21 protein-coding genes, 1 tRNA gene and 1 pseudogene are annotated in these 21,023 nt (G+C 56.1%); 18 read left to right on the plus strand and 5 right to left on the minus strand.

The window, feature by feature from the left end; all coding sequences use genetic code 11:
• Positions 1 to 110: 110 nt before the first annotated feature.
• The 4 genes and pseudogenes from ACA058_RS04775 to ACA058_RS04790 all read right to left on the minus strand — a co-directional run bounded on the left by ACA058_RS04775 (position 111) and on the right by ACA058_RS04790 (position 4,464).
• Positions 111 to 941, minus strand: coding sequence for an HNH endonuclease (locus ACA058_RS04775; protein WP_497638088.1), 831 nt, complete (start codon positions 939 to 941; stop codon positions 111 to 113).
• A 271-nt stretch (positions 942 to 1,212) separates the two neighbouring features.
• A pseudogene (locus tag ACA058_RS04780) lies at positions 1,213 to 3,474 on the minus strand (AAA family ATPase).
• Between the two features lie 416 nt (positions 3,475 to 3,890).
• The gene (locus ACA058_RS04785; RefSeq protein WP_497638089.1) at positions 3,891 to 4,220 is read right to left on the minus strand and encodes a hypothetical protein; all 330 of its coding nucleotides are present in this window, start codon (positions 4,218 to 4,220) and stop codon (positions 3,891 to 3,893) included.
• Between the two features lie 159 nt (positions 4,221 to 4,379).
• Positions 4,380 to 4,464 (minus strand) — tRNA-Leu (locus ACA058_RS04790).
• A gap of 105 nt (positions 4,465 to 4,569) precedes the next feature.
• Between ACA058_RS04790 and queA the strand changes: the two genes are divergently transcribed.
• From queA to ACA058_RS04820, 6 genes are all read left to right on the plus strand, one after another.
• Positions 4,570 to 5,619: a tRNA preQ1(34) S-adenosylmethionine ribosyltransferase-isomerase QueA gene (queA, locus tag ACA058_RS04795; RefSeq protein ID WP_497638090.1), complete on the plus strand. Its 1,050-nt coding sequence runs from the start codon at positions 4,570 to 4,572 to the stop codon at positions 5,617 to 5,619.
• Between the two features lie 14 nt (positions 5,620 to 5,633).
• The gene (tgt, locus tag ACA058_RS04800) at positions 5,634 to 6,749 is read left to right on the plus strand and encodes a tRNA guanosine(34) transglycosylase Tgt (RefSeq protein ID WP_162135911.1); all 1,116 of its coding nucleotides are present in this window, start codon (positions 5,634 to 5,636) and stop codon (positions 6,747 to 6,749) included.
• Positions 6,750 to 6,792: 43 nt separating this feature from the next.
• Positions 6,793 to 7,128: a preprotein translocase subunit YajC gene (gene yajC / locus ACA058_RS04805; protein WP_007982729.1), complete on the plus strand. Its 336-nt coding sequence runs from the start codon at positions 6,793 to 6,795 to the stop codon at positions 7,126 to 7,128.
• A gap of 63 nt (positions 7,129 to 7,191) precedes the next feature.
• Positions 7,192 to 9,060 (plus strand): protein translocase subunit SecD, encoded by a 1,869-nt coding sequence (secD, locus tag ACA058_RS04810; RefSeq protein WP_497638091.1) that lies wholly within the window; start codon positions 7,192 to 7,194, stop codon positions 9,058 to 9,060.
• Positions 9,061 to 9,069: 9 nt separating this feature from the next.
• On the plus strand, positions 9,070 to 9,984 hold the full coding sequence (gene secF / locus ACA058_RS04815; protein WP_497638092.1) for a protein translocase subunit SecF: 915 nt from the start codon (positions 9,070 to 9,072) through the stop codon (positions 9,982 to 9,984).
• Between the two features lie 134 nt (positions 9,985 to 10,118).
• The gene (locus ACA058_RS04820; protein WP_497638093.1) at positions 10,119 to 10,670 is read left to right on the plus strand and encodes a glycine zipper 2TM domain-containing protein; all 552 of its coding nucleotides are present in this window, start codon (positions 10,119 to 10,121) and stop codon (positions 10,668 to 10,670) included.
• A 270-nt stretch (positions 10,671 to 10,940) separates the two neighbouring features.
• On the opposite strand, the gene suhB is transcribed toward ACA058_RS04820, so the two are convergent.
• Positions 10,941 to 11,759: a type III secretion system regulator SuhB gene (gene suhB / locus ACA058_RS04825; RefSeq protein WP_008053258.1), complete on the minus strand. Its 819-nt coding sequence runs from the start codon at positions 11,757 to 11,759 to the stop codon at positions 10,941 to 10,943.
• Positions 11,760 to 11,905: 146 nt separating this feature from the next.
• Between suhB and trmJ the strand changes: the two genes are divergently transcribed.
• From trmJ to rlmN, 12 genes are all read left to right on the plus strand, one after another.
• Complete coding sequence (trmJ, locus tag ACA058_RS04830) at positions 11,906 to 12,676, plus strand: tRNA (cytosine(32)/uridine(32)-2'-O)-methyltransferase TrmJ (protein ID WP_497638094.1); 771 nt, start codon at positions 11,906 to 11,908, stop codon at positions 12,674 to 12,676.
• Between the two features lie 2 nt (positions 12,677 to 12,678).
• Positions 12,679 to 13,455 (plus strand): serine O-acetyltransferase, encoded by a 777-nt coding sequence (gene cysE, locus ACA058_RS04835; RefSeq protein ID WP_497638095.1) that lies wholly within the window; start codon positions 12,679 to 12,681, stop codon positions 13,453 to 13,455.
• 269 nt (positions 13,456 to 13,724) lie between these two features.
• Positions 13,725 to 14,216 carry a Fe-S cluster assembly transcriptional regulator IscR gene (iscR, locus tag ACA058_RS04840; protein WP_007903581.1) on the plus strand — a complete coding sequence of 164 codons (492 nt, stop codon included), beginning with the start codon at positions 13,725 to 13,727 and terminating at the stop codon, positions 14,214 to 14,216.
• Positions 14,217 to 14,266: 50 nt separating this feature from the next.
• Positions 14,267 to 15,481, plus strand: a complete 1,215-nt coding sequence (locus ACA058_RS04845; RefSeq protein WP_497638096.1) for an IscS subfamily cysteine desulfurase — start codon at positions 14,267 to 14,269, stop codon at positions 15,479 to 15,481.
• A 101-nt stretch (positions 15,482 to 15,582) separates the two neighbouring features.
• Positions 15,583 to 15,969, plus strand: coding sequence for a Fe-S cluster assembly scaffold IscU (gene iscU / locus ACA058_RS04850; RefSeq protein WP_046820395.1), 387 nt, complete (start codon positions 15,583 to 15,585; stop codon positions 15,967 to 15,969).
• Between the two features lie 34 nt (positions 15,970 to 16,003).
• Positions 16,004 to 16,327: an iron-sulfur cluster assembly protein IscA gene (gene iscA / locus ACA058_RS04855; protein WP_003227904.1), complete on the plus strand. Its 324-nt coding sequence runs from the start codon at positions 16,004 to 16,006 to the stop codon at positions 16,325 to 16,327.
• Between the two features lie 8 nt (positions 16,328 to 16,335).
• Positions 16,336 to 16,857: a co-chaperone HscB gene (gene hscB, locus ACA058_RS04860; RefSeq protein ID WP_497638097.1), complete on the plus strand. Its 522-nt coding sequence runs from the start codon at positions 16,336 to 16,338 to the stop codon at positions 16,855 to 16,857.
• Between the two features lie 51 nt (positions 16,858 to 16,908).
• Positions 16,909 to 18,771: a Fe-S protein assembly chaperone HscA gene (hscA, locus tag ACA058_RS04865; RefSeq protein ID WP_497638098.1), complete on the plus strand. Its 1,863-nt coding sequence runs from the start codon at positions 16,909 to 16,911 to the stop codon at positions 18,769 to 18,771.
• Positions 18,772 to 18,773: 2 nt separating this feature from the next.
• Entirely contained in the window at positions 18,774 to 19,115 is a 342-nt protein-coding gene (gene fdx / locus ACA058_RS04870) for an ISC system 2Fe-2S type ferredoxin (RefSeq protein ID WP_497638099.1), read from the plus strand.
• Between the two features lie 14 nt (positions 19,116 to 19,129).
• On the plus strand, positions 19,130 to 19,330 hold the full coding sequence (iscX, locus tag ACA058_RS04875; protein ID WP_017123703.1) for a Fe-S cluster assembly protein IscX: 201 nt from the start codon (positions 19,130 to 19,132) through the stop codon (positions 19,328 to 19,330).
• A gap of 88 nt (positions 19,331 to 19,418) precedes the next feature.
• Positions 19,419 to 19,844, plus strand: coding sequence for a nucleoside-diphosphate kinase (gene ndk / locus ACA058_RS04880; RefSeq protein WP_007916882.1), 426 nt, complete (start codon positions 19,419 to 19,421; stop codon positions 19,842 to 19,844).
• Positions 19,845 to 19,872: 28 nt separating this feature from the next.
• Entirely contained in the window at positions 19,873 to 21,015 is a 1,143-nt protein-coding gene (rlmN, locus tag ACA058_RS04885) for a dual-specificity RNA methyltransferase RlmN (protein WP_497638100.1), read from the plus strand.
• The last annotated feature ends 8 nt before the right edge of the window (positions 21,016 to 21,023 follow it).

A 21,023-nucleotide genomic window follows, 5' to 3' on the forward strand; every position in this document is an offset into this window, starting at 1 on the left:
GGGTTCTCACACCCGGTCGCTGAATTGGCAACGACGGCGGAAGGGTATCGTGCAGGCCTTCCCGATGCAACCTGCGAGAGCATCCAGCATTAATTCCTTCGGTTTTCGAGTTAACAGGCCGTCCCTTGAAAAACACTATTGCGGTGGTATTGAAGGAACGGTAGCGCCTCAGGGTAGAAAACAATCCGTTTAGGCGTGTCTACGCCGTATATGGATTGATCCTCCTGATTGAGAGCATTTGATACCAACAGAACGCCATTATCAGAAAATGAGATCAAGCCTTCATCGAGCAATCCGTGAAGTGCAACATTTAAAATAATGCTGTTGTACGGGTTTAACATTTCTGAGGTGCTTTCGTGTTTAGATGTGGCAACCCCCTTGATGTGCGCAGCTTCGAGAAGGCATGTCGCTCCGCTTAGCGCACACCTTGGTTCCCACAACTCTAGAGCTCTAGCTCTGAAGTCAATTTGGAATGTCCTTACCTCTCGCGAGACCCGGCGAAACATTGGACCTTCGGGACTGATCCTCAAGCGATGGGAGGTAATTAAAACTTTTCCTGACGATTCAATTTCGAGAGCTATTTCTTCTGCAGAAATTGCGTCGAGAGTTCGAAAAGGAATTTCAACCCACCCTGCTGTAGGACTGAGTAATGAGGCGCTTTTCTGCTTGCCGTGACGCCAAGCATCTTTGCGTTGAGATTCTGGCCCATCCTCCACTATGAATGTCTTCCTTTTTTTCTCCATGTATGCTTTTTGTATCGAGCAAAGAGCCTCAAGGTACGGTGAGGACTCCGGTTCAGCTTTGTAACCATGGGTGACGAGAGCGTTTGGAACTACGGAAGGGAGGAGTGCGCGTGCTGCGCCGTTCGGTGATCGACTACTCACGGGAATCCAGATTGTTCGATCGCCTGGCTGATAGATTCTGATTTTGAATTGGCTCACAGCTTGGCCCTTTTTCATAAGGTTAAGGTAAGGAAGTCAGCACAGAAAAGCTGACAAGAAAAGGTGACTACAAGAAAAGGTAATAGGTCTAATTTGTTGTGGTCAGTTAGGCTAGTAAGAAAATGGGAAAGCTTTATTGTTAAATAAAACCACAATAAAATCAGTTCTCGTTTTTTCATGTAACAGCAATCGCGGCAAACGCGGCGCGATTTTTAGCTGTTGTCAATAAGTTGAGAGTAGTTGCTCTTTGATTTGCAGTAGTTTAATTACTTCATGTGTTAAGTCCGTTTTTTAGTGCCTCTAAATGCGTGGCGTCGGATTCTAGTAGCTTCATTAGGTCCTCGATTGCACCTTGTACATCACACATTAAATCACTGTTGGTCATTAGTCGTTCAATGTTGTTTGCGTGACTAAAAAAATGAAAAACTTTGAGTATTCGCTTAGAGTTTTCGGCGCCAAATATTCTATCAGCTCGTTGGTCAACGCTCGTTTCAGTTGGCGCCGGATATTTTGCATAAGTATAAAGCTCGACAAAACGTCGGACGGCATTGGGGAGTAGCATTAGAACTTTGTAGTCGGATTTGTTTTCTGCGACATGAAAATCGTGTAGCACTTCAAATAAGAAATGGTATTCTGATGGGTAATCCATCATGGATTGTGGCATTGGTTCAAATATGGAGCTAGATGGGGACGTTTTTCTAATAAGGAAATTTGAGGATTTGTTTGATTTGTTGAATTTTGGCTGAATTTCTCTCAGTAAGCTAAGAAATTCAAAATTGTGCGTCGAGAAGAATATTTGCTTGCAGGTCGTGGTCCAGCCTTTCACATTGTCTAATTTAAAGAAGGTTTCTTTGATTATAGAGTTTACTTGGAAAATGTGATTGCTATCTAAGCTAGAAATTGGGTCGTCTATATAGATAATTGCTTCATCTATATTCTGTATTTCCCCAAGTTTCGTTAGGAAGAAGCTAAAGGCTATAGCAGTTTTCTCTCCTTCGCTGAGATGCTTGGCAATTCTTCCATTGCGCCTTCTCAGCTGAAAGCGTTCTTCTCCGGCCGATTTTATTACTGTGATTTGGACGCAGTTAGGGCCTAGTAAATATTCAATTTTTTTGTTGATTTCGTTACTGCCCGGTAGGGCTCGACTAATTTGATGCTCTAGATGTTCTATTTTTTTGTTAAGGATCTCTGCCATGGAAAGGTAGCGGGATCTATGTTGTGCATACAGATAAAATTTTCTATCGTATTGATCAAGATTTTCATCTTTGATGAATTCTTGGGCGAAATGTAGTTTGAGCCTTTCAATCGCTTGTGCTTTCAGTGTGGTGAAATCAGACGATGCGTCGTTGTTTTTATTAATTAGTTTTGCCAATTCTTCAGTGGCTTGAACGAAATCATTTTGGGCTGCGATTGTGGGCTCTACTGACCCTAGAGATACTTCAGTAAAGGGGGCTGCCATTTTGGCTTTGAGCTTTTCTGTAAGAGTTGTCAGCGCGTCGTTGTATTTGTTTGCCTTATCCGTATATTTGGCGGTAGCGGATAATATTTTTGAACGAAATAAATGATTGATTTCAACTTCTTTGGGTGGGTTATATTGAATAATGTCTTGCGTTATTTCAGATATGAGCGCGGCAAGACCTTGTCTATATTCATTTAGATGTTTCGAAAAATGTTGCTTTAATTCGTGCAGCACTTTTGTGTCTAATTCATTGTTGCAAAATTGGCATTTCTTTTCTTCGGTATGTAAGTAAAGCCCTTCCTCGACCCATTTTTCAATTCTGGGATTTTCAACCAATCGTTGAATTGCTGTGGCGATACTTGGTTTGAGCATAAGTAATCGGTTTGCTGTTACTGTATGTTCAATAAGTTTGTATTTTTTAGATGGCTCAATTAATGGGTATAGTTTTTCTTCGTCTGCGGTTCGCGCCAGCTTCAAGTCGTTGTAATAATCGCTTCGGTCTAGTGTGTAGGATGTATCGCCATTTCTTATGTTGTCGGTTATTTTTTCTAAATGGTTTGAGCCGAATGCAGCAACGAGAGACATGGTGCTTTTGATTTTTGAGGCAGCATCAGTTCTGATTTTATCAAGCGTCTTTTTTAGTGTAGTTGATGAGTTGGCTTGTTTTTCTGCTCCCTTAATGCACCGTGTTAACTTCAATTTGGAACTTTCGATTTCTAATTGGGTCGCTTCTGATTCTGCGCCAAGTAGTAGAATTGGTTTGGCTTCGCTTCCTGCAAAGTTAAGGTTGTCGGTGATAAAGTCAGCGTTGAAAACCCTTACTATTAATTTGGCCGTTGTGAGATTTTTTTCCGTAACACTACCATCAGTAGTTTCAATTTCGAACGAACAATTTTAGCAGTCCTGGCTAATTGTTTTGTGTTCAAGAAATGAAAATAATCTTGATAAAGTCGTTTTTCCAGAGTAGTTCCAGCCGTAAATAATATTTTTTTCTTTAAAGTCAATCATTCCATTTGGAATGATGTAGTTGTCATATACTGCGAGTCCTTTTATGCTTTTTATCCTATGGAGCATTTTTAGTCCTTGGCATATCCAGTGCGAATTACTGATTGTGCTCCTGGGATCTATAATCCGTCCATATGGTTTCACTCCAAGCGGCACACCTAGATTGCGCGTAGGCGCAACCGTCTACGTACTCAATCCCGCCAGGGCAAAGCCGGTAATGGCCATCCCGGACAGCGTTGCGTCCAGTAACCATGGCAAAGGACCGGGGTCACAAGGCAAGCCTACTTCCATGCGAGCCACATTAGCGCTTGGCGGGAGCTGGGTGCTGTTCTCTGAGTTCACCATTACCTTGCCCCTTATCGGTGGGTAACGCCGTCGCCTGAGAATTCAGTGAAAAAGGGGTAAATCTATTATTGGATAAGGCGAGGCAACCAACGTAGGTTCGGCTTATGGGTATTCCCGCCTTCTAGGGCGCCCGCCTTCATTCATTGAATGTCTTTCAGATAATCCTTAAGCGCAACGAGCGGCGCATCAAGCTGCTCCATCGCTTGAATCCCGGCAAATTCCCCCGCCAACCTCCGCAACTCCCGCCCCAACGGCTTCTCTACACCCCCAACAGCCTCCAACGCCAACCCCACACACTCATCCACCTTCAACTGGATCGTCTCAACATCCCCCCGCCGCACCAGCAACTCAAACACATCCCGCTGGTAATCCCCCATCACCAAATCATCCCGCAAAATCGGGCTTGAACCTTCCGTTTCATAAGCCAGCTTGAGGGAGAAGAGGGCGACGGTTTCCAGGTGCAATTCCATTGGGGGAATCCTTGTGAAATGTTCCGGCGGTGCGGGTGGTGTGGAAGAGGAGGGTCAAAAGCTTCGCCGGCAAGCCGGCTCCTACAGGTCGGCGGCGTACCAGTCACTTTTTGACAGACGAAAAAAAAGGCCTTGCCTAAGCAAGACCTTTCTTAATTTTGGTGCCCCGAGGGAGACTCGAACTCCCACTCCTTTCGAAAACGGATTTTGAATCCGCCGCGTCTACCAATTCCGCCATCAGGGCAATGGCCGCGGAGTATAGAGATGAGATAACCGTCGGTCAATCAGGTACATGGAGAATTTTTGATATTTCCGCTAGACTTCCCGGCCCTGCTAGACGAACCCCATCATGCGCGTTGCTGACTTTACTTTCGAGCTCCCTGATTCGCTGATCGCCCGCCACCCTTTGGCCGAGCGTCGCGGTAGTCGCCTGTTGACCCTGGATGGGGTCAGCGGCGCCCTGGCACACCGTCAATTCACTGATTTGCTGGAGCATTTGCGCCCCGGCGATTTGATGGTGTTCAACAATACCCGGGTGATTCCGGCGCGGCTGTTTGGCCAGAAGGTTTCCGGCGGCAAGCTGGAAATCCTGGTGGAGCGGGTGCTCGACAGTCATCGCGTGCTGGCCCATGTGCGTTCCAGCAAGTCGCCCAAGCCTGGGTCGAAGATTTTGATCGACGGCGGTGGCGAGGCCGAGATGCTGGCGCGGCACGATGCGTTGTTCGAGTTGGGATTCGCCGAGGAGGTGTTACCGCTGCTCGACCGCGTCGGGCACATGCCGCTGCCTCCTTATATAGACCGCCCGGACGAGGGCTCGGACCGCGAGCGTTACCAGACCGTGTACGCCGAGCGTCTGGGCGCGGTGGCGGCGCCGACGGCGGGGCTGCATTTCGATCAGCCGTTGATGGAGGCGATTGCCGCCAAGGGCGTTGAGACCGCGTTCGTGACCTTGCACGTCGGTGCTGGCACCTTCCAGCCGGTGCGGGTCGAGAAGATCGAAGACCACCACATGCACAGCGAATGGCTGGAAGTCGGCCAGGACGTGGTGGATGCCGTTGCCGCCTGTCGCGCTCGCGGTGGTCGCGTGGTCGCCGTGGGCACCACCAGCGTGCGGTCCCTGGAAAGTGCTGCGCGCGATGGCGTGCTCAAACCGTTCAGTGGCGATACCGATATCTTTATTTACCCGGGCCGGCCGTTTCATGTGGTCGATGCCCTGGTCACCAATTTCCATTTGCCCGAATCCACGCTGTTGATGCTGGTTTCGGCGTTCGCCGGTTATCCCGAGACCATGGCCGCCTACAAGGCCGCCGTCGATAACGAATACCGCTTTTTCAGCTACGGTGATGCGATGTTTATCACCCGTAATCCCGCACCACGTGGCCCTGAGGACAAAGAATGAGTCGCCAATGTCGTATGTCGTTTGAGTTACTTGCTACTGACGGCAAGGCTCGCCGCGGTCGCTTGACCTTCCCGCGTGGCACCGTCGAGACCCCGGCCTTCATGCCGGTGGGCACCTACGGCACGGTCAAGGGCATGCTGCCGCGGGATATCGAGGCGACTGGCGCTGAAATCATTCTGGGCAACACGTTCCACCTGTGGCTGCGTCCGGGCATGGAAGTGATCAAGAAGCACGGCGACCTGCACGATTTCATGCAGTGGAAAGGCCCGATTTTGACCGACTCCGGCGGTTTCCAGGTGTTCAGCCTGGGCGCCATGCGCAAGATCAAGGAGGAGGGCGTGACCTTCGCCTCCCCGGTCGACGGCGCCAAGGTGTTCATGGGCCCTGAAGAGTCGATGCAGGTCCAGCGTGACCTGGGCTCGGACATCGTGATGATTTTCGACGAATGCACGCCGTACCCGGCCGACGAAGACGTCGCCCGCGTGTCCATGGAGTTGTCGCTGCGTTGGGCACAGCGCTCGAAAAATGCCCATGCCGACAACACGGCGGCGCTGTTCGGCATCGTTCAGGGCGGCATGCACCAGGATTTGCGCATGCGCTCGCTGGAAGGCCTCGACAAGATCGGCTTCGACGGCCTGGCCATTGGCGGTCTGTCGGTGGGCGAGCCCAAGCATGAAATGATCAAGGTGCTGGATTATCTGCCAGCCCAGATGCCGGCTGACAAACCTCGTTACCTTATGGGCGTTGGCAAACCGGAAGATCTGGTGGAGGGTGTGCGCCGCGGTGTGGACATGTTCGATTGCGTGATGCCAACCCGTAATGCCCGCAATGGGCATCTGTTCATTGATACTGGCGTGATCAAGATCCGTAACGCGTTCCATCGCCATGATGATTCGCCGCTGGATCCGACCTGCGATTGCTATACCTGCCAGAACTTCTCCCGCGCTTATCTGCATCACCTGGACAAGTGCGGCGAAATGCTGGGAAGCATGCTCAATACCATCCATAACTTGCGTCATTATCAAGTGCTTATGGCTGGTTTGCGCGAGGCTATTCAACAGGGTACATTGGCCGCCTTTGTCGATGCCTTCTACGCCAAACGCGGGCTACCCGTGCCGCCTTTGGACTGAGTTTTCTGACCCCAAGATTCAACATTTGCAACTGGAGTGCTAAATGAGCTTTTTTATCTCTAATGCCATGGCAGACGCTGCTGCACCTGCGGCAGGCCCTATGGGCGGCGGCTTTGAGTGGATTTTCCTGGTCGGCTTCCTGGTCATCTTCTACCTGATGATCTGGCGTCCACAGGCCAAGCGCGCCAAAGAGCAGAAGAACCTGCTGAGCAGCCTGCAGAAAGGCGACGAAGTCGTGACCACCGGCGGCATCGCCGGCAAGATCACCAAAGTGGCCGACGATTTCGTGGTTCTGGAAGTTTCCGACACCGTCGAAATGAAGTTCCAGAAAGGCGCCATCGCCGCCACGCTGCCAAAAGGCACGCTCAAAGCGATCTAAGTTTCAACTTCTACTCAATCGACGGGGCGCGCAAGGCGCCCCGCGTCATAAGCGGGCGGCGTGATGCTGAACAAATACCCTCTGTGGAAATACATTCTGATCCTGGCGGTGCTGGCGGTCGGTCTGATTTATTCCGCTCCCAATCTTTATCCTGATGACCCGGCCATTCAGGTCAGCGGTGCAAGCACTGCACTGCAGGTCAATCAGGCTGATCTGGACCGTGTGAGCGCAGCGCTCAAGGCATCCGGGATCAACGTCAAGGCTGCCACCCTGGCAGAAAGCGGCAAGGGCGGTCTGATTCGCCTGACCAAGGCTGAAGACCAACTGCCAGCCAAAGACGTCGTGCGCAAGGCATTGGGTGATGACTACGTCGTTGCACTGAACCTGGCGCAAACCACTCCGCAATGGCTGCGCAACATGGGTGCGCACCCGATGAAGCTGGGTCTGGACTTGTCCGGTGGTGTGCACTTCCTGCTCGAAGTGGACATGGACAAAGCCCTCGACGCACGCTTGAAAGTGTACGAAGGCGATGTGAAGAGCCTGTTGCGTAAAGAGAAACTGCGCTATCGCAGCCTGCCGCAACTGGGCGGTGCCATTCAGCTGGGCTTCTCCGATGAAGACAGCCGTGAACAGGCCCGCGCACTGATCCGCAAGAACTTCAACGATTTCGACATTGTTCCGGCCGACCTCAATGGTCAACCGGTGCTGCGTCTGGCGATGACCCCGGCGAAGCTGGCGGAAATCCGCGAATACTCCATCAAGCAGAACTTGACCACGGTACGTAACCGCGTCAACGAGCTGGGTGTTGCCGAACCGATCGTTCAGCGTCAGGGCGCCAACCGCATCGTGGTTGAGCTGCCGGGCGTGCAGGACACCGCCGAAGCCAAGCGTATCCTCGGCAAGACGGCCAACCTCGAGTTCCGTCTGGCGGCTGAGCCAGGTGCTTCGAAAGCCACTTCCGAATCTTTCGAGTTCCGTGAAGGCAATCGTCCGCCGGCACAGATCGAACGCGGTCTGATCATCACCGGTGACCAGGTCACTGATGCCAAAGCAGGCTTCGGTGAGCAAGGCACACCGGAAGTGAACATCCGTCTGGACGGTCACGGTGGCGAGCTGATGAGTCGTGCGACCCGCAGCAACGTCGGTCGCAGCATGGCGGTGATCTTCATCGAGCAACGTCCGGTCACCACTTACGTCAAGCAAATGGTTAACGGCGTCGAGAAAGACGTACCGGTTCAAACGTTCAAAGAAGAGAAGAAGATCATCAGCCTGGCGACCATCCAGTCGCCGCTGGGTGCTCAGTTCCGCATCACTGGCCTGAACGGCCAGGGCGAGTCGTCCGAACTGGCCCTGCTGCTGCGTGCCGGTGGCCTGGCGGCGCCGATGTACTTCGCTGAAGAGCGCACCATCGGCCCGAGCCTGGGTGCCGACAACATCACCAAGGGTATCGATGCATCGCTGTGGGGCATGCTGTTCGTCTCGCTGTTCATCATCGCCATCTACCGTTTCTTCGGCATCATCGCCACCGTTGCACTGACGGTGAACATGGTGTTGCTGCTGGCCTTGATGTCGCTGCTGGGTGCCACGCTGACCCTGCCGGGCATCGCCGGTATCGTATTGACCATGGGTATGGCGGTCGACGCCAACGTGCTGATCTTCTCGCGGATTCGTGAAGAGATCGCGGCGGGCATGACCGTGCAGCGTGCAATCAACGAAGGCTTCGGCCGGGCATTCACCGCGATTCTCGACGCCAACCTGACCACACTGCTGGTCGGCGGCATCCTGTTTGCCATGGGCACAGGTCCGGTCAAGGGCTTCGCAGTGACCATGTCCCTCGGGATCTTTACCTCGATGTTCACGGCCATCATGGTGACCCGCGCGATGGTCAACCTGATCTTCGGCGGACGTGACTTCAAGAAGTTGTGGATTTAAGGGGCTGCCATGTTACGTACAATCAACTTCATGGGCGTTCGCAACGTTGCGTTCGGCGTCACATTGTTCCTTACCGTGCTGGCCTTGTTCAGCGTCGTCACCAAGGGCATGAACTGGGGCCTGGACTTCACCGGCGGTACGCTCATCGAGCTGACCTACGAGCGTCCGGCCGATGTCACCAAGGTGCGTGAGCAACTGGCCACTTCGGGTTATCACGACGCCATCGTGCAGAGCTTCGGTGCAACCACCGATTTGCTGGTGCGTATGCCGGGTGAAGACCCGCAACTGGGTCATCAAGTCGCTGAAGCGCTGCAAAAAGTCGGTGGCGACAACCCGGCTGTGGTCAAGCGCGTCGAGTACGTGGGCCCGCAGGTCGGTGAAGAACTGCGCGATCAGGGCGGCCTCGGCATGCTGATGGCGCTGGGCGGCATCCTGATCTACCTGGCTTTCCGCTTCCAGTGGAAGTTTGCGGTCGGTGCGATCGTTTCCCTGATCCACGACGTGATCGTGACCATCGGCATCCTGTCGTTTTTCCAGATCACCTTCGACCTGACGGTGCTGGCGGCGGTACTGGCGATCATCGGTTACTCGCTCAACGACACCATTGTGGTATTCGACCGGGTTCGTGAGAACTTCCGGGTACTGCGCAAGGCCAGCCTGATCGAGAACATCAACATCTCGACCACGCAAACCCTGTTGCGGACCATGGCAACCTCGATCTCCACCTTGCTGGCGATCGCGGCCCTGTTGGTCTTCGGTGGCGACAACCTGTTCGGCTTCTCGATCGCCCTGTTCATCGGTGTTCTGGCGGGTACTTACTCGTCGATCTACATCGCCAACGTGGTGCTGATCTGGCTGAACCTGAGTTCCGAGGATCTGATTCCTGCGGCCAATACCGAGAAGGAAGTCGACGACCGTCCTTGAGTGGCTCTCGATTCCAGAGCATTCCCTCAGCGATGTAGTCCAAAAAAGGCGCGAGTTGAACTCGTGCCTTTTTTTATGCTCCAAGGCTGGGAGAAGCGCGGACGCGTTCCGCATGTGATGGTCAGGAGGTTCATGTGAACAAGTCGATGCTGGTTGGTGCTGTACTGGGTGCTGTCGGTGTGACTGCCGGTGGTGCTGTGGCCACCTACAGCCTGGTTAAAAATAACGGCCCAGAGTATGCGCAAGTACTCGCCGTTGAGCCGGTCAAGACACAAATCAAGACTCCACGTGAAGTGTGCAAGGACGTAGCGGTCACCCGGCAAGCGCCGGTGAAAGATCAACACCAGATCGCCGGTACCGTGGTAGGTGCGCTGGCGGGTGGTTTGCTGGGTAACCAGGTCGGCGGCGGCACCGGCAAGAAGATTGCCACGGTTGCAGGCGCTGTCGGTGGTGGTTATGCCGGTAACAAGGTGCAGGAAGGCATGCAAGAGCGTGACACCTACACCACGACGCAGACCCGTTGTAATACGGTGAATGACATCAGTGACAAGGTCGTGGGTTACGACGTGCGCTATTCGCTGGATGGCAAGGAAGGTAAGGTCCGGATGGATCGTGATCCGGGGAATCAGATTCCTGTGGATAAAGAGGGCGAGTTGATCTTGTCCGAGAATCAGCAGGCGCATTGATCCGCTGAAGCCAGATTCAAAAAGAAGCACCCTGCGGGGTGCTTTTTTTGTGCGCCGAATTTATGCGTCACCTCCAGTCCCTTGTGGGAGCGAGCCTGCTCGCGAAAGCGTCCTCGCATCCAGCAATAATGGTGGCTGATACACCGCTTTCGCGAGCAGGCTCGCTCCCACAGGGAATCAGTGTTCCCACACGAATCGGCGGTGTTTTCGGGCGTGGATTCCAGACATAAAAAAAGCACCCCGCAGGGTGCTTTTTCTGTCGCTGGAAGCTTAGCGCTTCAGCGAGGCCGGCAGGTGCGGCTGGATGGCTGTCAGGACTGCCTTGAAGCATTTGGTGTTGCCGGCAACGACGTGGCCTTTTTCAAGGAAGTCGTGACCGCCGGTGAAGTCGCTCACCAGGCCGCCTGCTTCCTGGATCAGCAGGGCGCCAGCGGCCATGTCCCACTCAGACAGGCCCGACTCCCAGAACGCGTCGAAGCGGCCGGCAGCCACGTAGGCCAGGTCCAGGCTCGCCGAGCCGGCGCGGCGGATGCCGGCGGTCTGGCCCACCAGGGCGCGGAACATGCCCAGGTAGTTGTCGAGGTTGTCCATCTGGTCGTCACGGAACGGGAAGCCGGTACCCAGCAGGGCGCCGTCCAGGCTGGTGCGACCGCTGACGCGCAGGCGACGGCCGTTCAGTTGGGCGCCGCGACCACGGCTGGCGGTGAATTCTTCCTGGCGAACCGGGTCCAGGACAACAGCGTGTTCCAGGCGACCGCGGTATTTGCAGGCGATGCTGACAGCGAAATGAGGAATGCCGCGCAGGAAGTTGGTGGTGCCGTCCAGCGGATCGATGATCCACAGGTACTCTTCGCCTTCGATGCCGGTGCCGGCGTGCATGCCGGTTTCTTCACCCAGGATCGAGTGGTTCGGGTAGGCCTTGCGCAGTGCGTCGATGATTTTCTGTTCAGCGGCGCGATCGACCTCGGATACGTAATCCTTGGCGTCTTTTTCGTCGACCTTGATGGTATCCAGGCGCTCGATGGAGCGGAAGATCAATTCACTGGCGCTGCGGGCGGCGCGCAGCGCGATATTCAGCATGGGCTGCATGGATGTGTCACCTAAGGTTGTTAAAGAAAGCCGGGCATTCTATCAGAAAGTTTCTACAGGAGAAGGACGACGTTCGCTTTCGTGGCTTAACGGTAGGATGAGCTGTAAGATTCTGCTCCCTTATTCAATGTTCGAGAGCGCCTCCCTTGCTGCAAAACATTCGTGTCGTCCTGGTCAATACCAGCCATCCGGGCAATATCGGCGGGGCTGCGCGTGCCATGAAGAACATGGGCCTGTCGCGGCTGGTGCTGGTTGAGCCGCGCCTGTTCCCGCACCACGAGGCCGATGCCCGTGCTTCCGGTGCCGGTGACATCCTTGAAAAGGCGCAAGTCGTCGCCACCTTGGAAGATGCCTTGGTCGGTTGCAATCTGGTGCTGGGCACCAGTGCTCGCGACCGGCGCATTCCCTGGCCACTGCTCGATCCGCGCGAATGCGGGACGAAAGTGGTCGAGGAAGCCGGGCAGGGCGCCGAGATTGCACTGGTGTTCGGTCGTGAAGATTCCGGCCTGACCAATGAAGAGCTGCAGCGATGTCATTATCACGTGCACATTCCATCAGACCCTGAGTTCAGTTCGCTGAACCTTGGGGCAGCGGTGCAGGTGTTGAGTTATGAAGTGCGCATGTCCTGGCTGGCTGCCCAAGGTCAGCCGAGCAAGGTCGAGAAAGAAGAAGTGGCATCGGTCAAAAGCGCTGAGCTGGCGACCATGGATGAGCTGGAGCGATTCTATGAGCACCTGGAGCAAACCCTGGTGGCCATCGAGTTTCTCGATCCGGAAAAACCACGGCACTTGATGGCGCGCCTGCGCCGGTTGTACGGACGCAGCTCGGTCAGCCGGGCAGAAATGAATATTTTGCGTGGCATCCTCACGGAAACCCAGAAAGCGGCCCGTGGTGAGCTTCTTAAGCGGAAGGATTAATGATGTTTGAGCGTTTGCGTGAAGATATCCAGAGCGTATTCCATCGAGACCCGGCGGCGCGTAACGCTTTTGAAGTCCTGACCTGCTACCCCGGCATGCATGCCATCTGGATCCACCGTTTGTCGGCGGCCCTGTGGCGCGCGGACCTGAAATGGCTGGCGCGGCTGGTGTCGAACTTCGGCCGCTGGCTGACCGGGATCGAGATCCACCCGGGGGCTAAAGTCGGTCGTCGTTTCTTCATTGACCATGGCATGGGCATCGTCATTGGTGAAACGGCCGAAATCGGCGACGACGTGACCATTTATCAGGGCGTGACCCTCGGTGGCACCAGCTGGAATAAAGGCAAGCGCCACCCCACGCTGGGTGATGGTGTGGTGGTCGGTGCCGGCGCCAAGGTGCTGGGTCCGTTCACTGTTGGTGCGGGTGCCAAGGTTGGCTCCAACGCTGTGGTGACCAAAGAAGTTCCACCGGGCGCCACTGTGGTGGGGATTCCGGGGCGGATCATCGTCAAGCCGGACGAAGAGCTGGACGCCAAGCGCAAGGCCATGGCCGAGAAGATCGGCTTCGATGCCTACGGTGTGACTGAAGACATGCCGGACCCGGTGGCTCGCGCCATTAATCAATTGCTGGATCATTTGCAGGCGGTCGATGGGCGTCTGGAGGGGATGTGCGGGGCGTTGAAGGACCTGGGCAGTAATTACTGTGCCAAGGACCTGCCTGAGCTGCGCGAAGAAGACTTCGCCTGCGTGAAGGACAAAGACCAAAGCCAAGCCAGCTGACGTTTTGTAGGAGCGAGCATGCTCGCGATGGACCTGAAAATGCCGCGGGGTGTCAGGCTCCCAGCGTTATCGTTGACGACCATCGCGAGCATGCTCGCTCCTACAGGGGGAAACGATAACGCGGTACTGCTGGCTGTCAGAGCCCAGCCTTTGCTATGATGCGGCCGCTCTTTTGCGGGTAAACCTGACTAAAGTACTAGGTCTTATAGTTGACTTAAATACTCGGGAATTGCATACTCGCCTCATTCCGAACTCCGTGGTAATTGTCCATGCGACTGACTACAAAAGGCCGATACGCCGTGACCGCCATGCTTGACCTGGCGTTGCATGCGCAGCACGGGCCCGTGTCCCTGGCCGATATCTCCGAGCGCCAAGGCATCTCCCTGTCCTACCTCGAGCAGCTGTTTGCCAAATTGCGCCGCAGCAATCTGGTGTCCAGCGTCCGCGGTCCAGGCGGCGGCTACCAGCTGTCACGCGACATGCAGGGTATCCAGGTCGCCCAGGTGATCGATGCAGTGAACGAATCGGTTGATGCAACCAAATGCCAGGGCCAGGGTGATTGCCATCAAGGCGACACCTGCCTGACCCACCACTTGTGGTGCGATCTGAGCCTGCAGATTCACGAATTTCTGAGCGGTATCAGCTTGGCTGACCTTGTGACTCGCCGTGAGGTGCAAGAAGTAGCCCAGCGTCAGGATCAACGCCGTTGCAACAGCAAGGCGCCACGCCTGGACAAGATTGAAGCGTCCGCCGTCGAATGACAGCCAGAGAGCCAGCGGCACGCCAGCCAGCCTGATTTAGGAGATAGTCCATGAAATTGCCGATTTACCTTGATTACTCTGCGACTACCCCGGTTGATCCGCGTGTCGCGCAAAAGATGAGTGAATGCCTGCTGGTCGACGGAAACTTCGGTAACCCGGCGTCCCGTTCCCACGTGTTTGGCTGGAAAGCCGAAGAGTCCGTCGAAAACGCCCGTCGTCAGGTGGCCGACCTGGTCAACGCCGACCCGCGTGAAATCGTCTGGACCTCCGGTGCCACCGAATCGGACAACCTGGCAATCAAGGGTGCGGCACATTTCTATGCCACCAAAGGCAAACACCTGATCACCACCAAGATCGAGCACAAGGCTGTCCTCGACACCATGCGCCAACTGGAGCGTGAAGGTTTCGAAGTGACCTACATCGAGCCTCGCACCGACGGCCTGGTCACTCCCGAGATGATCGAAGCCGAACTGCGCGACGACACCATCCTGGTGTCGGTGATGCACGTGAACAACGAAATCGGCACGGTCAACGACATCGCAGCGATCGGCGAACTGCTCCGCTCCAAGGGCATCCTGTTCCACGTCGACGCCGCTCAGTCCACCGGCAAGGTCGAGATCGACCTGCAGAAGCTGAAAGTCGACATGATGTCCTTCTCCGCCCACAAGACCTACGGTCCTAAAGGCATCGGCGCCCTGTACGTAAGCCGCAAGCCGCGCGTGCGTATCGAAGCGACCATGCACGGTGGCGGTCACGAGCGCGGCATGCGTTCCGGCACCCTGGCGACCCACCAGATCGTCGGCATGGGCGAAGCGTTCCGCGTGGCCAAGGAAGACATGGCTGCCGAGAACGTGCGCATCAAGGCTTTGAGCGACCGTTTCTACCAGCAGGTCGAGCACCTGGAAGAGCTGTACGTCAACGGCAGCCTGTCCGCCCGCGTCCCGCACAACCTGAACCTGAGCTTCAACTACGTTGAAGGCGAGTCGCTGATCATGGCGCTCAAGGATCTGGCGGTTTCGTCCGGTTCGGCCTGTACCTCGGCGTCCCTCGAGCCTTCGTACGTGCTGCGCGCCCTGGGCCGCAACGACGAACTGGCACACAGCTCGATCCGCTTCACCTTCGGCCGCTTCACCACCGAAGAAGAAATCGATTACGCCGCGCAGAAAGTCTGCGAGGCCGTTACCAAGCTGCGCGCTCTGTCGCCGCTGTGGGACATGTACAAAGACGGCGTCGATATCTCGAAGATCGAGTGGGCGGCACACTAAATAAAGAAGCCGCCGGATACAGCTCCTGTAGCGACGCGACGACTGACGCAGCGCAGCTACAGGGTCTCAAGAGCGGCCCTGATGAGTGAGGATTGAGAATCATGGCTTACAGCGAAAAGGTCATCGACCACTACGAAAACCCGCGTAACGTCGGCAAGATGAATGCCGAAGACCCGGATGTCGGCACCGGCATGGTCGGCGCCCCGGCGTGCGGTGACGTGATGCGCCTACAGATCAAGGTCAACGAAGCCGGCATCATCGAAGATGCCAAATTCAAGACCTACGGCTGCGGTTCGGCTATCGCTTCCAGCTCCCTCGCCACCGAGTGGATGAAGGGCAAGACCCTGGACGAAGCGGAAACCATCAAGAACACTCAGCTGGCTGAAGAGCTGGCCCTGCCGCCAGTGAAAATTCACTGCTCCGTGCTCGCTGAAGACGCCATCAAGGCGGCCGTTCGCGATTACAAGCAGAAGAAAGGCTTGATCTGAATTTCAGTTTTTGGCGACGAGTAAGGAGTCACCGATGGCTATCAGCATGACAGAAGCGGCTGCTCGACACGTGCGGCGCTCCCTCGATGGGCGCGGCAAAGGTGAAGGGATTCGCCTGGGTGTTCGCACCACAGGCTGTTCCGGCCTTGCCTACGTGCTGGAGTTTGTCGACGAGGTGGTTGCAGAGGACCAGGTGTTCGAGAGTCACGGCGAGAAAGTGATCATCGACCCGAAGAGCCTGGCCTACCTGGACGGCACCGAGCTCGATTTCGTCAAGGAAGGGTTGAACGAAGGCTTCAAGTTCAACAACCCCAACGTGCGCGGTGAGTGTGGCTGCGGCGAAAGCTTCAACATCTGAGGCTTGTCGTGGGTACTCCTTGTCATTTCGCTTTATTCGAGCTGCAACCGAGCTTCAATCTGGATCTCGACCAGCTGGCTACGCGCTACCGTGAGTTGGCGCGCAGTGTTCATCCGGACCGCTTTGCTGACGCTTCCGAGCGGGAGCAGCGGCTGGCGCTAGAGCAATCCGCGAGCCTCAACGAGGCCTACCAGACGCTCAAGAATCCACCCAAGCGCGCGCGTTACCTGCTCGCCTTGAATGGGGGCGAGCTGCCGCTGGAGGTCACGGTGCACGATCCGGAGTTTCTTCTGCAGCAGATGGAGTTGCGCGAAGAGCTCGAAGACCTGCAGGACAGCGCCGACCTCAATGGCGTTGCCGTCTTCAAGCGCCGCCTCAAGGCTGCCCAGGATGAACTGAACCAAAGCTTCGCAGCTTGCTGGAACGATGCCGCGCACCGCGAGCAGGCCGAACGCCTGATGCGGCGCATGCAGTTCCTCGACAAGCTCACCTACGAAGTGCGCCAGCTGGAAGAGCGCCTCGACGATTAACCCAGTGCCGCTCCGGTCGCACGCCTGATATACAGATAAGTCCTGATAACGATGGCCCTACTGCAGATCGCCGAACCCGGCCAAAGTCCTCAACCGCACCAGCGTCGTCTGGCTGTGGGGATCGACTTGGGCACTACCAATTCGCTGGTCGCTGCGTTGCGCAGTGGTCTTTCCGAACCTCTGGCTGACGCGCAAGGGCAGGTTATCCTGCCGTCTGCCGTGCGCTATCACGCCGATCGCGTCGAAGTTGGCGAATCCGCCAAACTGGCTGCCGCCACCGATCCCTTGAACACCGTGCTGTCGGTCAAGCGCTTGATGGGTCGTGGTCTGTCCGACGTCAAGCAGCTGGGTGATCAGTTACCGTACCGCTTCGTCGGTGGCGAGTCGCACATGCCGTTCATCGACACTATCCAGGGGCCGAAAAGTCCGGTCGAAGTGTCCGCCGATATCCTCAAGGTCCTGCGTCAGCGCGCTGAAGCGACCCTGGGTGGCGAACTGGTCGGCGCGGTGATCACCGTTCCGGCCTATTTCGACGATGCTCAGCGCCAGGCCACCAAGGACGCGGCCAAGCTGGCCGGCCTGAACGTGCTGCGTTTGCTCAACGAGCCGACGGCAGCTGCGGTGGCTTACGGTCTGGATCAGCACGCCGAAGGCCTGGTGGCGATTTATGACCTGGGCGGCGGCACCTTCGATATTTCGATTCTGCGCCTGACCGGCGGTGTGTTCGAAGTCCTGGCTACCGGCGGCGACAGCGCCCTGGGCGGCGATGACTTCGACCACGCGATCGCTGGCTGGATCATCGAGAGCGCCGGTCTGTCCGCCGACCTCGATCCGGGTGCGCAGCGTCAACTGCTGCAAACGGCCTGCGCAGCCAAGGAAGCGCTTACCAATGCCTCGTCGGTCGAAGTGGCTCACGGCGACTGGAAAGCCGAGCTGACCCGCGAAGCCTTTGATGCGTTGATCGAGCCGATGGTCGCGCGCAGCCTGAAAGCCTGCCGCCGTGCGGTACGTGATTCTGGTGTGGAGCTGGAAGACGTGCATGCGGTGGTCATGGTCGGCGGCTCGACTCGCGTGCCGCGTGTTCGCGAAGCCGTCGCTGAAGCCTTTGGGCGTCAGCCACTGACTGAAATCGACCCGGATCAAGTGGTGGCCATCGGTGCCGCGATCCAGGCCGATACCCTGGCCGGCAACAAGCGCGATGGCGATGAACTGCTGTTGCTGGACGTGATTCCGTTGTCCCTGGGCCTGGAAACCATGGGCGGCCTGATGGAGAAGGTGATTCCACGCAACACCACCATCCCCGTCGCTCGCGCCCAGGACTTCACCACTTACAAAGACGGCCAGTCGGCCATGGCGATCCACGTGTTGCAGGGCGAGCGCGAGCTGATCAGCGACTGCCGCTCCCTGGCGCGCTTTGAGTTGCGCGGTATTCCGGCGATGGTGGCCGGTGCAGCGAAGATTCGCGTGACCTTCCAGGTCGATGCCGACGGCTTGCTCAGTGTTTCCGCCCGCGAACTGGGTTCGGGCGTGGAAGCCAGCATTCAGGTCAAGCCTTCCTACGGCCTTACCGACGGCGAAATCGCCAAGATGCTCAAGGATTCGTTCCAGCACGCCAACGACGACAAGGTTGCCCGCGTGTTGCGTGAGCAGCAGGTCGATGCCCAGCGCCTGCTCGAAGCAGTGCAGGCCGCCCTGGAAGCCGATGGCGAGCGCTTGCTCGACGCAGACGAGCGCATGGTCATCGACATGCAGGTGCAGGAACTGACCGAACTGATGAAAGGTACCGATGGTTACGCCATCGAGCAGCAGACCAAGCGTCTGTCGCAAGTGACCGACGCCTTTGCTGCCCGCCGCCTGGACTCGACGGTGAAAGCCGCGCTGGCGGGGCGCAACCTGAATGAGATTGAGGAATAACGATGCCGCAGGTCATTTTTCTGCCCCATGAGAAGTTTTGCCCGGAAGGCATGGTTGTTGAGGCTGAGACCGGTACGTCCATCCTCGAACTGGCTCACGAACACCACATCGAGATGGAAAGTGCCTGTGGTGGCGTCTGTGCCTGTACCACTTGTCACTGTCTGATTCGCGAAGGCTTCGACTCGCTGGAAGAGGCTGATGAGCTGGAAGAGGACTATCTTGATCGGGCTTGGGGGCTGGAACCCGTGTCCCGCCTGGGTTGTCAGGCCAAGGTCGGCACTGAAGACCTGACCGTCGAAATTCCCAAGTACTCGCTCAACCACGCAGCCGAAGCGCCGCACTGATTCAAGGAATTGTCATGAGTCTCAAGTGGACTGATGTGCTGGAAATCGCGATCCAGCTGGCTGAAAGCAAGCCCGACGTGGACCCTATGTCGGTCAACTTCGTCGATCTGCGTAAATGGGTGATGGAATTGCCCGAATTCGACGACAAGCCTGAGCATTGTGGCGAAAAGATCCTGGAGGCCATTCAGGCCCACTGGATCGAGGAACGCGACTGAGCCACGCAGCAGGTTAGGCAATACCCAAGAACCCGCGTATAATTCGCGGGTTTAATTTTTCACAAATTACCGTTTCTGGAGTTACACCATGGCTGTTCAACGTACTTTCTCCATCATCAAGCCTGACGCTGTTGCAAAAAACGTTATCGGCGAGATCACCACTCGTTTCGAAAAAGCTGGCCTGCGCGTTGTAGCTTCGAAACTGAAGCAACTGTCCAAAGCTGAAGCTGAAGGCTTCTACGCTGAGCACAGCGCTCGTGGTTTCTTCGGCGATCTGGTTGCTTTCATGATCTCCGGTCCGGTTGTTGTTCAGGTTCTGGAAGGCGAAAACGCTATCGCTCTGAACCGTGAGCTGATGGGCGCTACCAACCCTAAAGAAGCTGCTGCCGGCACCATCCGTGCTGACTTCGCTGATTCCATCGATGCCAACGCTGTACACGGTTCGGACTCCGAAGCCGCTGCTGCTCGCGAAATCTCGTACTTCTTCGCTGCTACTGAAGTAACCACTCGCTAAGCATTGGCTGAAGAGTGAAGGTGAATCCATGACTACATCGACTGTAAAAACCAACCTGCTGGGTCTGACTCAGCTGGAAATGGAAAAATTCTTCGACTCAATCGGGGAGAAGCGTTTCCGTGCCGGTCAGGTAATGAAATGGATTCACCACCTTGGCGTCGATGATTTCGACGCCATGACGAACGTCAGCAAAGCCTTGCGCGACAAGCTCAAGGCCATTGCTGAAGTCCGCGGCCCCGAAGTGGTCAGCGAGGACATTTCCAGCGACGGCACCCGTAAATGGGTGGTGCGCGTGGCGTCCGGTAGCTGCGTCGAGACCGTGTACATTCCCCAGGGCAAACGCGGCACTTTGTGCGTTTCGTCCCAGGCAGGCTGTGCCCTGGATTGCAGTTTCTGCTCCACCGGCAAGCAAGGTTTCAATAGCAACCTCACCGCCGCCGAAGTCATCGGCCAGGTGTGGATTGCCAATAAATCGTTCGGCAGCATCCCGGCGACCGCCGACCGTGCCATCACCAACGTGGTGATGATGGGCATGGGTGAGCCGCTGCTGAACTTCGACAACGTCGTGGCCGCCATGCATCTGATGATGGATGACCTGGGCTACGGGATCTCCAAGCGCCGCGTAACCCTGTCCACTTCGGGCGTGGTGCCGATGATCGATGAGCTGTCCAAGCACATCGATGTCTCCCTGGCGTTGTCCCTGCACGCGCCGAATGACGCATTGCGTAACCAATTGGTGCCAATCAACAAGAAGTATCCGCTTAAGATGCTCCTCGAGTCGTGCCAGCGCTACATGTCGTCCCTGGGCGAAAAGCGCGTGCTGACCATCGAGTACACCTTGCTCAAGGACGTGAACGACAAGGTCGAGCACGCCGTTGAAATGATCGAGTTGCTCAAGAACATTCCGTGCAAGATCAATCTGATCCCGTTCAACCCGTTCCCGCACTCCGGTTACGAGCGGCCGAGCAACAACGCCATTCGCCGGTTCCAGGATCAGCTTCATCATGCCGGTTTCAACGTCACTGTCCGCACCACCCGTGGTGAAGACATCGACGCGGCCTGTGGTCAATTGGTAGGGCAGGTGCTGGATCGCACCCGTCGCAGCGAACGTTATATCGCCGTGCGTGAACTGAGCGCCGACAACGATATGGCTTCGAACGCTGCGAAGTAATCAAGAGA

Source organism: Pseudomonas sp. LBUM1649, assembly GCF_059716155.1.

Coding starts and splice junctions, on each gene's coding strand:
- rlmN (WP_497638100.1), top strand. CDS start 19,873: ATGACTACATCGACTGTAAAAACCAACCTGCTGGGTCTGACTCAGCTG.
- ndk (WP_007916882.1), top strand. CDS start 19,419: ATGGCTGTTCAACGTACTTTCTCCATCATCAAGCCTGACGCTGTTGCA.
- iscX (WP_017123703.1), top strand. CDS start 19,130: ATGAGTCTCAAGTGGACTGATGTGCTGGAAATCGCGATCCAGCTGGCT.
- hscA (WP_497638098.1), top strand. CDS start 16,909: ATGGCCCTACTGCAGATCGCCGAACCCGGCCAAAGTCCTCAACCGCAC.
- fdx (WP_497638099.1), top strand. CDS start 18,774: ATGCCGCAGGTCATTTTTCTGCCCCATGAGAAGTTTTGCCCGGAAGGC.
- iscA (WP_003227904.1), top strand. CDS start 16,004: ATGGCTATCAGCATGACAGAAGCGGCTGCTCGACACGTGCGGCGCTCC.
- secF (WP_497638092.1), top strand. CDS start 9,070: ATGTTACGTACAATCAACTTCATGGGCGTTCGCAACGTTGCGTTCGGC.
- ACA058_RS04785 (WP_497638089.1), bottom strand. CDS start 4,220: ATGGAATTGCACCTGGAAACCGTCGCCCTCTTCTCCCTCAAGCTGGCT.
- ACA058_RS04845 (WP_497638096.1), top strand. CDS start 14,267: ATGAAATTGCCGATTTACCTTGATTACTCTGCGACTACCCCGGTTGAT.
- yajC (WP_007982729.1), top strand. CDS start 6,793: ATGAGCTTTTTTATCTCTAATGCCATGGCAGACGCTGCTGCACCTGCG.
- secD (WP_497638091.1), top strand. CDS start 7,192: ATGCTGAACAAATACCCTCTGTGGAAATACATTCTGATCCTGGCGGTG.
- tgt (WP_162135911.1), top strand. CDS start 5,634: ATGTCGTTTGAGTTACTTGCTACTGACGGCAAGGCTCGCCGCGGTCGC.
- suhB (WP_008053258.1), bottom strand. CDS start 11,759: ATGCAGCCCATGCTGAATATCGCGCTGCGCGCCGCCCGCAGCGCCAGT.
- queA (WP_497638090.1), top strand. CDS start 4,570: ATGCGCGTTGCTGACTTTACTTTCGAGCTCCCTGATTCGCTGATCGCC.
- cysE (WP_497638095.1), top strand. CDS start 12,679: ATGTTTGAGCGTTTGCGTGAAGATATCCAGAGCGTATTCCATCGAGAC.
- iscR (WP_007903581.1), top strand. CDS start 13,725: ATGCGACTGACTACAAAAGGCCGATACGCCGTGACCGCCATGCTTGAC.
- iscU (WP_046820395.1), top strand. CDS start 15,583: ATGGCTTACAGCGAAAAGGTCATCGACCACTACGAAAACCCGCGTAAC.